Here is a 14274-nt window from a genome sequence, read left to right as displayed (position 1 = left end):
CAAATCCCCGGTCCCCGTGCGAGCCTTGCGCCACAGTACGGAGTGATTTCATGGAACGATTTTTGCGCGCGGCCCTTGGCCTTGTTTTCGCGATTCTCTGGGGTATGGCCGCACAGGCCCAGCAGGCGACCCCCGAGTTTCGCTTTGTCGTCACCGACGACATGGATTTCTACGGGGCCGACCTCGACGCGTTGTTCGATACCGATCTGTCCAGTTGCCTGCGCGCCTGTTCGGCCAACCCACGCTGTACCGCCTTTACCTACAACACCCGCTCGAACGCCTGTTTCCCCAAAAGCGGCGTGCGCGAGCGGACGCCTTTCGCCGGGGCGCTCTCGGCCGAGAAAATCATCACCCCGGCGGCGGTTTCGGAGGGTGGCACCGCCCGCGCCGCCGACCTTGGATTTCTGCGCGAGGGCGATCTGACGCGGGCCGCCGAACGGACGCGCGATCTGGGGCTGCAACACCGCGCCGGTGGGATTGACGTCGAGGCCGCGCTCGATGCCGGGCGGGCGCGGGCAGCGGCGGGCGACACCCTGCGCGCCTCGGGCTGGATCGGGGCGGCGGTGTCGCTCACCGACATGGGGCCGCTCTGGACCGAATACGCGCGGCTTCTGCTCGATATCCGCACCGACAACAAGATCCGCCGCCGCGATTACGAGGAGCGGGCGCAGGACGCCGCGATCAATGGCTACCTGCGCGCCGGGACCGATGGCGCGCGGGTCACGGCGCTGGGCGTTCTGGCCGAGGCGCTGGAGCGGCGCGGTCGCGGTCGCGACATGATCCCGGCGCTGCGGCTGGCCAGCGATATCCAGCCGCGCGACGAGATCCTCGCCGCGCTGGAGACCGCGATCGGCAAATACGGCTTCCGCATCACCGACAGCAGCGTCGAAAGCGATACCGATGCGCCGCGCATCTGCGCGCAGTTCTCCGAGGATCTGGTCAAGGCGGGGGTCGACTACGGCCCCTACCTGCGCCTTCCCGAACCGGGGCTGGTGGTGCAGGCGCAGGAGCGGCAGCTTTGCATCGACGGGGTCGAGCACGGCAAACGCTATCGCGTGACCTTCCGGCGGGGCCTGCCGGCGGCCAGCGGCGAGGTGCTCCAAAAGGACATCGAGCTGACCCATTACGTACAGGATCGCAGCCCGAACGTACGATTCCCCGGCCGCGCCTACGTGTTGCCGAAATCTGCCGATGCCGCGTTGCCGGTCGAGACGGTCAATGTCGACAAGCTGGAGCTGGTGTTGCGGCGGGTCAGCGACCGCAACCTGATCCGCGCGATCCAGCAGGAATATTTCGCCCGCCCCCTGTCGCATTGGCAGGAAGAGGATTTCGCCGACAGCGTCGCCGAGGAGGTCTGGACCGGCACGGCAGAGGTGGGCAACGAGCTGAACGCCGACATGACCACGCGCCTGCCGATGGGGGCGGCCATCGCGGGGCAGGGGCCGGGGATCTACGTGCTCACCGCCCGGGTTCCGGGGGCCGATCCCTATGACGATCCGGGCGCGACGCAGTGGTTCGTGCTCACGGATCTGGGGCTGTCCACCCTGTCGGGTGCGGAGGGGCTGCACGTGCAGGTCCGGGGGCTGTCGGATGCGCAGCCGCGCGCGGGGGTCGAGGTTTCGCTGATCTCGCGTGCCAACGCGGTGCTGGCGGTGGCGCAGACCGGCGCGGACGGCCACGCGCTGTTCGACGCGGGGCTGACCCGAGGTAGTGGCGGCGCGGCGCCGGCGCTGGTGGTGGCGCGGCAGGGCGAGGATGACCTGAGCTTTCTGTCGCTGACCGAGCCGGCCTTTGACCTCTCCGACCGCGGGGTCGAGGGACGCGCGCCCGCCGGGCCGGTCGACGTGTTCCTGACCACCGACCGGGGCGCCTATCGCGCCGGCGAGACGATCCATGCCACGGCGTTGGCCCGTGACGACACCGCGCGGGCGATCGAGGGGCTGCCGCTGATCGCGATCCTCAGCCGCCCCGACGGGGTGGAATACAGCCGCCATATCTCCGACGGCGGCATGGCCGGCGGGCATGTGTTCTCCTTCCCGGTCGGCTCCGGCGCGCCGCGCGGCAGCTGGCGGCTGGACATCAAGGCCGACCCGGACGCCACGGCGCTGGCCAGCCAAACGGTTCTGGTCGAGGACTTCCTGCCCGAGCGGATTGATTTCGACCTGACGCTGCCCGAGGCGCCGCTGCGCGCGAGCGATACCCCGCCGCTCTCCATCGCGGCGCGCTATCTTTTCGGGGCGCCGGGGGCGGATCTGAGCGTCGAGGGGCAGGTGGTGCTGCGCCCGGCCAGCGCGGTCGCGCAGTGGCCGGGTTACCGCTTTGGCCGGCATGACGCCGGCGCGCGGGCGCAGAGCAGCTTTTTCGGAACAGTGCGCACCGACGCGCACGGGCTGGCCACGGTGCCGGTGGACCTGCCCCGCCCCGAGGCGACCGGGCAGCCGCTGGAGGCCGAGGTGATCGCGCGGGTGTCCGATGGCTCGGCCCGCCCGGTGGAACGCCGGTTGAGCGTGCCGGTGCGGCCCGACGGGCCGGTGATCGGGATCAAGCCGCAGTTCGAGGATGTGGTCGCCGAGGGGACCGAGGCCGAGTTCGAACTGATCGGATTGGCAGCTGACCTGACGCCCGAACCGATGATGGTGCGCTGGACGCTGAACCGGGTCACCACCCGGTATCAATGGTACCAGCTTTACGGCAACTGGAACTGGGAGCCGGTGATGCGCCGCAACCGCATCGCCACGGGCGAGGCGACGCTGGGGGCCGCGCCGGTCGCCATTTCGGCGCCTGTGGAATGGGGCGAATACGAACTCGTGGTCGAGCGCACCGACGGCGCCTATACGGCCGCTTCGGTGGATTTCTACGCCGGATGGTACGTTTCGGCCGATGCCGCCTCGACCCCCGACCGGCTGGAGATGTCGCTTGACCGGGAGAATTACGCGGTCGGCGAGACGGCGAACCTGCGGATCGTGCCGCGCATGGCGGGCACCGCGCTGATCACGGTGATGGGCGATCGGGTGATCTCACGCCAAGCCGTGACGGTCGACGAAGGCGAGAGCGTGATTCCGCTGGAGGTGACGGCAGACTGGGGCACCGGTGCCTATGTCACCGCGACGGTGATCCGCCCGATGGACGTGGCCGCAGGTCAGAACCCGACGCGGGCGATCGGCCTTGCCCATGCGGCTGTTGATCCCGGCGACAAGGCGCTGCAGGTGACCATCGACGCGCCGGAACTGACCCGACCGCGCGGCACCCAGCGGGTGCGCGTGTCGGTCGATGGCGCGGCGACGGGCGAACAGGCCTGGCTGACGCTGGCCGCTGTCGACCTGGGGATCCTGAACCTGACCGGCTTCGACAGCCCCGATCCGCAGGGGTACTATTTCGGCCAACGCCGGCTCGGGGTGGAATTGCGCGATGTCTATGGTCGGCTGATCGACGGCATGAACGGGGCGATGGGCGTGGTGCGCTCGGGCGGGGATGCCGAGTCCGGTGCGCGGATGCAGTCGCCGCCGCCGACGCAGGACCTGATGGCGGTGTTCTCCGGCCCGGTGCAGGTGGGGGAAGATGGCGCCGCCTTCGTCGACATCGACTTGCCTGATTTCAACGGCACCGTGCGGCTGATGGCGGTGGCCTGGACGCGCGCGGCGGTGGGCCAGGCCGAGGCCGACATGCTGGTGCGTGACCCGGTGGTGGTCACCGCCAGCCTGCCGCGTTTCCTTGCGCCCGGGGACGAGAGCCGGATCCGGCTGGAGGTCGTGCACGCGGACGGCCCCGCCGGGCAGATGGCGCTGGACCTGACCGCGCAAGGGCAGGGGATCGCGCTGGGCGATGACCCGGCGCCGTTCCAACTGACCGAGGGCGGCAAGGTCGTGTTCGAGGTGCCGGTGCGCGCCCTTGCTGTGGGCGATCCGGAGATCGAACTGGCGCTGACCACGCCCGCCGGTCAGACCCTGACGCAAAGCCTGCGGCTGCCGGTACGCGCCAATGATCCGCAGGTGGCGCAGACGCGGCGGTTCTCGCTGGGGGCGGGCGACCGGTTCCTGTTCAGCGACGATGTCTTTGCAGGGATGAAACCGGGCACGGCGCAGGCGATCCTGTCGGCCGGGCCGCTGGCACGTTTTGATGCACCGGGCCTGTTGGCGCGGCTTGACCGCTATCCCTATGGCTGCACCGAACAGGTCACCTCCAAGGCGCTGCCGCTTCTCTACCTGTCCTCGGTGGCGCAGGCCTCCGGGCTGGGTGACGGTCCGGCGGTGGACCGGCGGATTTCCGAGGCCATCGCGCAGGTGCTGACCCGGCAGGCGCCGAACGGTGCCTTTGGCCTGTGGCGGGCGGAATCCGGGGATTTCTGGCTGGACGCCTATGTGACCGATTTCCTGTCCCGCGCGCGGGCCGAGGGGCATTCGGTGCCCGACCGCGCCATGCGGCAGGTGCTGGACAACCTGCGCAACCGGGTGAACTACGCCCCCGATTTCGATGCGGGCGACGACATCGGCGGCAGTATCGCCTATGCGCTGATGGTGCTGGCGCGCGAGGGCGCCGCCGCGATGGGCGATCTGCGGTACTATGCCGATGTGAAGGGCGGCGATTTCGCCACGCCGCTGGCGGCGGCGCAGCTGGGTGCGGCGCTGGCGGCCTATGGCGATCAACCGCGCGCCGACGCGATGTTCGCCCGCGCCGCGCGGATGATCGAGACCCGGCCCGAAACCGGCCGCCTGTGGCGCGCCGATTATGGCACCGGGTTGCGCGACGCGGCGGGGGTTCTGGCGCTGGCCACCGAGGCGGGCAGTACGGCGGTGGACGCCGATGCCCTGACCGCGCGAATCACCCGCGCCGACCTGCGCCCCTCGACGCAGGAGGCGGCCTGGTCGCTCCTGGCGGCGCATGCGCTGATCGCCTCGCCCGAGCAATCGGGGCTGCGGGTGAATGGTGCGCCGGTCGCCGGCCCCTTCGTGCAGATGCGTGCGGATGATGCCGCCGGGCCGGGGGTGGAGATCACCGCCGCCGATGGCAAACCCACCGATATCACGCTGACCACGCTGGGCGTGCCCGAGGTGGCGCCCGGGGCGGGCGGCACCGGCTATGCCATCGCGCGGCGGTACTACAGCTTGGAGGGCGTGCCGGTAGAGGGCAACGATTTCACCGTCGGCGAACGGTTGGTCGCGGTCATCGAGGTCACCCCGTTCGAGAAAACCGGCGCCCGGCTGATGGTGGACGATCCGTTGCCCGCCGGCTTCGAGATCGACAATCCGAACCTGTTGCGCTCGGGCGATGTGCGGGCGCTGGACTGGCTGAACCCCTCGGAGGCGGAACACGCGGAGTTCCGTAGCGACCGGTTCCTCGCCGCCATCAACATGCGCGACGCCGGCAAGGTGACGCTGGCCTATATCGTGCGGGCAGTGACACCGGGCCTGTTCCACCACCCGGCCGCCTCGGTCGAGGACATGTATCGCCCCCGGTTCCGGGCGCGCGGAGAGACCGGTCAGGTGATCGTGCACGAATGAGGGCGCGTTGGGCTTTCGCGCTGGCGCTGCTGCTGTTCGCGGCTGCGGCGCTGCGCGATGGCGTCGACGCCTGGGTCGGGGCGACCGAACTGCCGGTGATGCTCTCGGACACCTCGGTCGAACTGCGCGACCGTGACGGCGTGCTGCTGCGCGCCTATCCCGTGGGGGATGGCCTGATGCGGCTGGCGCCGCCGCCGCTGGCGCGGGTCGATGCGCGTTTCCTGGCGATGTTGCTGGCCTATGAGGACAAACGGTTTCGCAGCCACCACGGCGTTGACCTGATGGCGATGGCGCGGGCCGTGGCGCAGGCGCTCTGGCACGGCCGCGCGGTCTCGGGGGGCTCGACCCTGACCATGCAGGTGGCGCGGCTCTTGGAGGATGGCGGCACCGGGCGCTGGTCCGGTAAGCTGCGCCAGATCCGGGTTGCGCTGGCGCTGGAGCGGCGGCTGGACAAGGAGGCGATCCTGTCGCTCTACCTGACCCACGCGCCCTATGGTGGTCCGTTGGAGGGGGTGCGCGCCGCCACGTTGGCCTGGTTCGGGAAAGAGCCGACGCGGCTGACCCCGGGTGAGGCCGCCCTGCTGGTGGCATTGCCGCAATCGCCGGAAACCCGCCGCCCCGACCGGCATCCGCAGGCCGCCCGCGCCGCCCGCGCGCGGGTGCTGGCGCGGATGCAGGGGCGCGAGGTGATCACGGCGGAACAAGCGCAGACGGCGGTGCGCGCGCCGCTGCCCGGGGTGATGCGCCCGTTTCCCATGCTGGCGCCGCACCTGGCCGATGCGCTGCGCGCCGCCGATCCGCTGGCGCCGCGCCATGACGTGACGCTCCAGGCCGGGGTGCAGGCGCGGATGGAGGCGCTGCTGGCCGAGGCAGCGCGCAAGGCGGGGCCGCGGGTTTCCGCCGCGCTGATGGTGGCGGATCACCAAAGCGGCGAGATCCTCGCCGCCGTCGGCTCGCCCGCCTACGCCGGGGCAGAGGCGCGGCAGGGGTTCGTCGACATGACCCGCGCGCTGCGCTCGCCCGGATCGACGCTGAAACCGCTGGTCTATGGCCTCGCCTTCGACCAGGGGCTGGTGCATCCCGAAACGCTGATCCACGACGGGCCGGTGATGTTCGGTCGCTACGCGCCACACAACTTCGACGGCCAGTACCGGGGCGATCTTCCGGTGCGCGCGGCCCTGCAGATGTCGCTGAACATCCCGGTGGTCAAGCTGACCAATGATCTCGGCTCCGCGCGGGTGATGGACGCGCTGCGCCGCGCCGGGGCGCAGCCGCGGCTGCCCGGTGGCAAGCCGGGGCTGGCGGTGGCGCTGGGCGGGGTCGGCACCACCCTGCGCGACCTCGTGCAGCTTTACGCGGTGATCGCGGCGGGCGGGCAGGGGCCGGTGCTGCGCGCGCGGCAGGAGGCCCCCTTTGCGCAAACCCCGCGCGTGATCTCGCCCGCCGCCGCCTGGCAGTTGGGTGATATCCTGCGTGGGCTGGCGCCGCCGCCGGGTGCGCCAGCCCATGCGCTGGCCTACAAGACCGGCACCTCCTATGGCCATCGCGATGCCTGGGCGATCGGGTTCGACGGGCGCCACGTGATCGGGGTCTGGATGGGGCGGGCCGACGGCACCCCGGTGCCGGGCGCCTTTGGCGGTGACCTGGCCGCGCCGGTGCTGTTCGAGGGGTTCGGGAGGTTGAAACCGGAGCTTGCCCCGTTTCCTGCGCCGCCGCCGGAAACCCTGATCCTGACCACCGGTGAGCTGCCGCAACCGCTGCGCCGCTATCGCCCACGCGGCGCGGCGCTGGTGCCCTCGGGGGGGCCACGGCTGACCTTTCCGCCCGAGGGCGCCCGGCTGGCCGCAGGCGACGGGCGGATCACGCTCAAGCTGAACGGCGGCGCGGCGCCCTTCACGGTGCTGGCCAACGGCGCACCGGTGGCGCGTGCGTTGCAGGCGCGGGAGATCGACATTCCCAGCCCCGGGCGCGGGTTCTCGACCCTCGTGGTGGTCGATCGCGACGGGCGCAGCGACCGGGTCACGGTGCAACTCGACTAGGGCTGTCGCCTAACGCCGCCCCTCGCGCAGCCAGCCGCCGACGATCAGCGTCGAGGCCAGGACCAGAACCAGCCACGCCGGCAACAGCGGTGTCTGGCGCACGTCGCGGGTCTCATAGGCGCCGCGCGGGGTCAGGCCGATCCAGCCGCGCCCCGAGGCCGGGCGCCCGGCGCGCACGTCGCGCAGGCGCGGCAACCCCTCCTCGAGCCGCTGGATGCCGCCGCGCAGCGGGTCGATCACCGGCCTCAGCACCGCGCCGGTGGCGATGGTCTGTTCGAATTCGCGCGGGGCGGCGGGGCCAAGCCCGATCACCGCGCTCTGGTCGCCCTCGACGAGGCGATAAAGGCCGATCTCCGGGCCCTGGTAGCGGGCTTCGAAGCGGCCCGGGGCGACCTCGCGCAAGTCCAGTTCCTCGGTCCCGCCGTCGGGGCGGGTCACCGTCACCGGTCCCACGGTTTCGCCCAGCGTGCGGCGGATGATGCGCATCCGCTGGCCGCTGGCCTCGGCCCAGAGCGCCTCTTCCTCCAGTTCCGGTTCCTTCATCATCCAGTGCGCCAGCCGCCGCAGCAGTTCGAGTTGCGGTCCGCCGCCCTCGTAGCCGCGCCCCCAGAGCCAGGCATGGTCCGAGGCCAGCAGCGCCACGCGTCCCTCGCCGACCCGGTCGAGGATCAGCAGCGGCTGGTCCTCATGGCCGGTCATCACCACGTTGCCGGCCTCCGGCTCGACCTCGATCTGGCGCAGCCACGATCCCCAGTCCTCGCCCGCGCCGAGGTCGGCGGTGACCGGGTGACGCGCGCCCAGCTCGGTCACCTCGGGGCGATAGCGGTCCTCGATCACCCGCGCGGTGGGCCGGGCCGGCAGAACCGGTGCCAGCGGCGAGCGATAGATGCTGTCTGCGGTGGCGAAGTCGGGCCCCGCCGCGACCAGAACCGCGCCGCCATTGGTCACGTAGTTGGCCACGTTGTCGAGGTAGATCGCCGGCAGGATGCCGCGCCGCTGGTAGCGGTCGAAGATGATCAGGTCAAAATCGTCGATCTTCTCCAGGAACAGCTCGCGGGTCGGAAAGGCGATCAGTGACAGCTCGTCCACCGGCACGCCGTCCTGTTTCTCGGGTGGGCGCAGGATGGTGAAATGCACGAGGTCCACGGAGCTGTCGGATTTCAGCAGGTTGCGCCAGGTGCGGCCCCCCGCGTGCGGTTCGCCCGAGACCAGCAACACGCGCAGCCGGTCGCGCACCCCGTTCATCTGGATCAGAGCGCTGTTGTTGCGGTCGGTCAGCTCGCCCTCCGCCTCGGGGACCGAAAAGCGGATCACGTTGCGCCCGCCGTGGGGCAGGGTGACGGGCAGCTCGATATCCCGGCCGATCGGTACGGTGAACCGGTCCGGCGGCGCGCCATCGACGGATATGTCCAAGGGCGCGGTTGCCGCCCCCCGCGGGGCCGCGCCGCTGTCCTCTATGCGCAGGGTCAGGGTCACCGCCTCGCCGATGATGGCAAAGGCGGGAGCGTTGCGCACGGTCAGCCGGCGGTCCCAGTCGCCTTCGCGCCCGGTCAGCAGCAGGTGCATCGGCGCCGGCAGATCGGGGGCGCGGTCGATATCGTGCACCCGCCCGTCCGACAGCGCGATGATCCCGGCGATGCGCGCCTGCGGCTCCTCGGCCAGCGCGGTCGACAGCGCGGTCATCAGCTCGGTTCCCGCGTCGCCTGCCCCGTCGCCGACATGCAGGCGGCGCAGCTCGGTGTTCTCACGCGCGGATATCTTCGCCGCCAGGGCCGCGCCGGCGGCCTCCATCTGGGACGGGCGGTCGGACAGGTGCTGGCTGGCGCTGTCGTCCTCGATGAGGATCACGATGTCGCTCAGCGGGGCGCGGTCCTCGATCTGGTAGCCGGGCCGCGTCAGCGCGGCGAGGATCACCAGTGCCGCCAGCAGCCGCAGCCCCCATCCGGACAGCCCGCGCCACAGCGCCAGACCCACGGCAATGGCCGAGAGCGCGGCCAGACCGACCAGGACCGGCCAGGGCAGCAGCGGGTCGAAGATGACGGTTCCGGTCATTGTCCCAGCCTGTCCAGAAGGGCCGGCACGTGCACCTGGTCCGATTTGTAGTTGCCGGTCAGCACGTGCATGACCAGGTTGACGCCAAAGCGCAGCGAGAGTTCGCGCTGCCGCTCGCCGGTGAAACCGCGCCCGACCGGCAACAGGGGGCGCCCGTCGCGATCCACCGCCCAGGCCGCGGCCCAGTCGTTGCCGCCGATCACCACCGGTGTCACCCCGTCATTGAGGTTGCGGAACGGCATCCCCTCGATCTGCTCGGCGTCGGGCGGGGCGGCCTCGACCCAGATGCGCCCGCGTGCGTGGCGCCCGGGGAAATCCTGCAACAGGTAGAAGGCGCGGGTCAGGACATGGTCCTGCGGCACCGGCTCCAGCGGCGGGATGTCCAGCGGTGCGGCCAGCGCCTGCAGTTTGCGGCCATTGGGGCTGGCGGCGCCGAACCCGGCGATATCGGCATCGCGGGTGTCGAACAGGATCATGCCGCCGGAGCGGAGATAGGCGTTCAGCCTTGCATAGGCAGCGTCCGAGGGCTGTGGTTGCTCCGGCGTGACCGGCCAGTAGAGCATCGGGAAAAACGCCAGTTCGTCCCGCTCGAGATCAAGGCCGATCGGTGGTGCCGGTTCGATCGAGGTGCGAAAGAACAGGGTGTCCGAGAGGCCGCGCAGCCCGGCCTGCGCGAGATCGTCCAGTCGCGCGTCGCCGGTCAGGACATGGGCCAGCGTCAACTCGCTGGCGGCGGCGATGGCGAACTCGGTGTCCTCGCCCCCGACCGGTTGCGCGGACAGCGGACCGCCGGGCAGACCGGTCAGCAGCAGCATCGCCAGCGCGGTCACGCCGCGGCGCATCGGCCACAGCCGCCCCCCCAGCGCCAGCGCCGCCAGCACATCGGCGGCCAGCAACGCCAGCGCCAGCGCCAGCAGCGGTCCGCCCAGGGGCTGTTCAGGGCGCAGTGTCAGGCGCTCCACCGGCACATCCTCGGGCCAGTTGGCGGGGGTCAGCGCGCTGTCTTCGCCCAGCACGTTGCGCGCCAGCCGCCGGTCGCCGCTGTCATAGACGCCCGGCCGCAACCCGGGGCCAAGCGGTGCCTCGGCCAGCGCCGGGCCGGCGACGCCGGGCAGGGCGCCGGCATCGCGCAGGGTGCCGAACCCGTCCATCACCTGGACCGGGCGCCAGGTGGTGCCCTCCAGGTCCGCCGCCTCGGGCGGTTTCGCCGAGGAGGAGACCGCCAGCCGCTCCAGCATCTGCACGAAGAGACCGGAGAGCGGCAGGGTCGACCATTCGGCATTGGCGGTGACGTGGAACAGGACCACCTGCCCCTGGCCCAGCGGCTTGCGCGTGACCAGCGGCGTGTCGTCGCTGAGCGCGGCGATCACCCGTTCGGCCAGCATCGGGTCGGGCTGGGCCATCACCTGCGCGTTCACCCGCACGTCATCGGGGACCGGCAGCCCGGCAAAGGGCGATTCGGCGGGGAAGGGGGCCAGCGTTTTCGGTTCGCCCCAGCTCATCGCGCCGCCCACGGTGCGCCCGCCGCTGCGCAGCCGCACCGGCATCAGCGGGTGTTCCTCGGTCCGGGCGATATCGCTGGCGGCAAGGCGTGGCCCGGCGAACCGCAGCAGCAGCCCGCCCTTTTCGATCCAGGCGACCAGGGCCTCCTCCTCGGCCTGCGACAGGGTGGCGACATCGGCCATCGCGATCACGTCGGGATTGGCCGGCAACAGGTCCAGCAGCGCGCCGTCGAGCAGGTCGGCGGTGGGGGCCAGCGCCTGTTTAAGGTAATGAAGCGGCGACAGAAGCTCGAGCCCCTCGCGGTCCTCGCGCCCGGCGATCAGCGCCACCTCGCGCCGCCGCAGCCGGTCGTCGGCCAGCGTTACCGCCCCGGCCGAGCGTTGGCCCTGGATCTCGAACCGGGAAATTCGCGCCCGCAACTCGGCCGGCAGCGACAGCGCCGCCGTCGCCTCGCCCGCGCCGGGGTCGAACCGGGTCGGAACCGTGGCGAGCACTCGCGCCGCGCCGGCGGGATCCTGGCCCTGGGCCAGCACTGTCACCGCGCGCGCCGCGCCGGGATCAGAGCGATGCAGCGTCAATTGAAGCGCCCCGTCGGCGAACCCGGCGGGGCCGATCCCCAGCACCGGCTGGCCAGTCTCGACCACGCGCAGATCGCCCTTGGCCCGCAGCGCGGCCAACAGCGGCGCGCGCCCCGGATAGGCCAACCCGTCGCTGAGCCATAGCGTATCGAAACCCTCTTCAGCGCTTGTCACGGCCGTGCGCGCCGCTTCCAGTTGCTCCTTGGTCGGTTGCCAGGGCTCGGGCGAAACCCCTGCAAGGCGGCTGCGCCAGGCGTCCGCCGACTGGAACTGCGGCGGCGCCGGCGCGGTCAGCGACAGCAGGGCCACGGGACGTCCGCCGCGCCCGGCCTCGGCCAGTTGCGCATCGAGCAAGTCCATTCTTACTGCCCAGTGCGGCGCGCCGGCCCAGCTTGCATCCAGCACGACCAGAAGTGGCCCGCTGCCCGCGCGCTCCTGCTGCGGGTTCAGGACCGGCCCGGCCAGCCCCAGGATCAGCGCCGCCACCGCCAGCATGCGCAGCAACAGCAGCCACCAAGGGGTGCGGTCCGACACGCTCTCGTCATCGGTCAGCCCGAGCAGCAGCGCCACGCCGGGGAACCGGCGCCGCACCGGCGCCGGCGGCACCGCGCGCAGGATCAGCCAGAGGATCGGCAGCGCCAACAGCCCCAGAAGCAGCCAGGGTGCGGTGAACCCGATTCCGCCCAGCACGGTCATGAGGTGCCCCCGTCAAGCGCGCGGTACAGCCAGAGCAGCGCCGATTGCGCGCTCTCGCCGGTGTGGTGCCGGCCCAGCCGCCAGCCGGTCGTGCGGCACAGCGCCGCCAGCCGGTCGCGCCGCGCCGCCAGCCGTGCCTTGTAGCGGTCGCGCAATTCGCCCGCCTTCAGCGTCTCGTGCCGCAGGGTGCCGCCGACGCTCTCAAAGATCGTCCGCCCCTGGAACGGAAAGTTTTCCTCGGCCGGATCAAGTACCTGCAGCAGCACGCCGCGCACGCCGCGGTCGGCGGATTTGGTCAACGCGCGCTCGACCTCGCCCATGTCGCCGAGGAAATCCGAGATGAACACGGCCCGCGCATGGGGGATCAACGCCCGGTGCTCGGGCGGGGTGTAATCGGTGGCGGCGTCAAGGCTGAAGGCTTCGGCCAGCCGCAGGATCTGGTTGCGGCCGCGTCGGGGCGGCAGCGCTGTGCCGGTCAGCCCGACCCGTTCGCCCCCCCGCACCAGCAGGATCGCGAGCGCCAGCCCCAGAAGACGGGCACGATCCGCCTTGTGCGGCAGGCCGTCGTCGGAGGCATAGCGCATCGAGGCGCCCTGATCGACCCAGAGCATCACCGACTGCGCGATCTGCCATTCGCGTTCGCGCACGAATTGCTGGTCCCCCCGGGCCGAGCGGCGGTGGTCGATCATCCGCCGGCTGTCGCCCGGCTGTGCCGGCCGGTATTGCCAGAAATCATCCCCCAGCCCGGCGCGCCGTCGGCCGTGTTCGCCCAAAAGGACGGTGCCCGCCAGGTGGTCGGCCCGCGCCAACAGCGGTGGCAGACGGGCGGCCTCGGCCTCGGCGCGAACGCGCAGTCCGGGCGCGAGGGCGGGGGTTTCTGTCACGCCGCGACCTCGCTTCGGGTCAGGGCGGTGGCGGTGGATTCGATCAGGTCGACCAGGTTGTCACCGCGCGCCCGGGCGGCGAAGTTCAGCGCCATCCGGTGGCTCAGCACCGGGCGGGCCATGTCGATCACGTCCTCGGCGCTGGGCGCCAGACGCCCCTGTAGCAGCGCCCGCGCCCGCACCGTCATCATCAGCGCCTGCGCCGCGCGCGGCCCCGGCCCCCAGGCCACGGTCTCGGCCACCTGGGCCGAGACGCCGGGCTCGTCGGGACGGAAGGCGCGCACAAGGTCGAGGATCAGGTCGACGACCGAGTCGCCCACCGGCATCCGCCGCAACAGGGTCTGCGCCGCGATCAGCTCTTGCGCCGAGAACACCTGCACGGCGTCCTCCTCGTTCGCGCCGGTGGTGGCCAGCAGGATGTCGCGCTCGGTCTGGCGGTCGGGGTATTCCACGTCGATCTGCACCAGGAAGCGGTCAAGCTGCGCCTCGGGCAGCGGATAGGTGCCCTCCTGTTCGATCGGGTTCTGGGTCGCCAGCACGTGGAACGGCGCCTCGAGCTTGCGGTCCTCGCCGGCCACGGTCACAACCCGCTCCTGCATCGCCTGCAACAGCGCCGACTGGGTGCGCGGGCTGGCGCGGTTGATCTCGTCGGCCATCAGCAATTGGCAAAAGATCGGCCCGGAGACGAAGCGGAACCCGCGGCTGCCATCCGGCGCGGTCTCCAGCACCTCGGAGCCGAGGATATCCGCCGGCATCAGGTCCGGCGTGAACTGGATGCGGTTGCCATCCAGGCCCATCACCGTCGACAATGTCTCGACCAGCCGGGTCTTGCCCAGCCCCGGCAGCCCGATCAACAGCGCGTGACCGCCACAGAGCAGCGCGGCGAGGGTCAGCTCCACCACCCGCTCCTGGCCGATGAACCGGCGGGTGATCGAGGCCTTGGCCTCGGCCAGCTTGTCTTCCAGCGCCTCAATCTCGGCGACCAGATCGTCAGGATCGGACATGACATTCCTTTCATCGGCCA

General features: G+C 71.3%; 6 protein-coding genes. 2 read left to right on the top strand and 4 right to left on the bottom strand.

Annotation, left to right across the window (positions count from 1 at the left end; translation table 11 throughout):
- The first annotated feature begins 50 nt into the window (after positions 1 to 50).
- Together ABWV23_RS05195 and pbpC are read left to right on the top strand one after the other, a co-directional pair.
- Complete coding sequence (locus tag ABWV23_RS05195) at positions 51 to 5498, top strand: alpha-2-macroglobulin family protein (protein WP_502901595.1); 5448 nt, start codon at positions 51 to 53, stop codon at positions 5496 to 5498.
- Positions 5495 to 7537 (top strand): penicillin-binding protein 1C, encoded by a 2043-nt coding sequence (gene pbpC, locus ABWV23_RS05190; RefSeq protein ID WP_353345644.1) that lies wholly within the window; start codon positions 5495 to 5497, stop codon positions 7535 to 7537. Before ABWV23_RS05195 ends, pbpC begins: the two co-directional genes overlap by 4 nt.
- Positions 7538 to 7546: 9 nt before the next feature.
- Here pbpC and ABWV23_RS05185 read toward each other — a convergent pair whose 3' ends face one another.
- The 4 genes from ABWV23_RS05185 to ABWV23_RS05170 are packed head-to-tail and all read right to left on the bottom strand — an operon-like array spanning position 7547 to position 14254.
- Positions 7547 to 9589 carry a hypothetical protein gene (locus ABWV23_RS05185; RefSeq protein WP_353345642.1) on the bottom strand — a complete coding sequence of 681 codons (2043 nt, stop codon included), beginning with the start codon at positions 9587 to 9589 and terminating at the stop codon, positions 7547 to 7549.
- The gene (locus tag ABWV23_RS05180) at positions 9586 to 12366 is read right to left on the bottom strand and encodes a DUF4159 domain-containing protein (RefSeq protein ID WP_353345640.1); all 2781 of its coding nucleotides are present in this window, start codon (positions 12364 to 12366) and stop codon (positions 9586 to 9588) included. Before ABWV23_RS05180 ends, ABWV23_RS05185 begins: the two co-directional genes overlap by 4 nt.
- Complete coding sequence (locus ABWV23_RS05175; protein WP_353345638.1) at positions 12363 to 13250, bottom strand: DUF58 domain-containing protein; 888 nt, start codon at positions 13248 to 13250, stop codon at positions 12363 to 12365. The genes ABWV23_RS05180 and ABWV23_RS05175 overlap by 4 nt, the downstream gene beginning before the upstream one ends.
- A complete protein-coding gene (locus ABWV23_RS05170; RefSeq protein ID WP_353345636.1) occupies positions 13247 to 14254 on the bottom strand; it encodes an AAA family ATPase in 1008 nt (335 codons plus the stop codon). The genes ABWV23_RS05175 and ABWV23_RS05170 overlap by 4 nt, the downstream gene beginning before the upstream one ends.
- Positions 14255 to 14274: the final 20 nt, after the last annotated feature.

Origin of the sequence: Aquicoccus sp. SU-CL01552 (assembly GCF_040365005.1) — a bacterium.
Lineage (GTDB): Bacteria > Pseudomonadota > Alphaproteobacteria > Rhodobacterales > Rhodobacteraceae > Antarcticimicrobium.
Note: the sequence above shows the minus strand (reverse complement) of the source record. Positions and strands in the feature narration are given on the sequence as shown.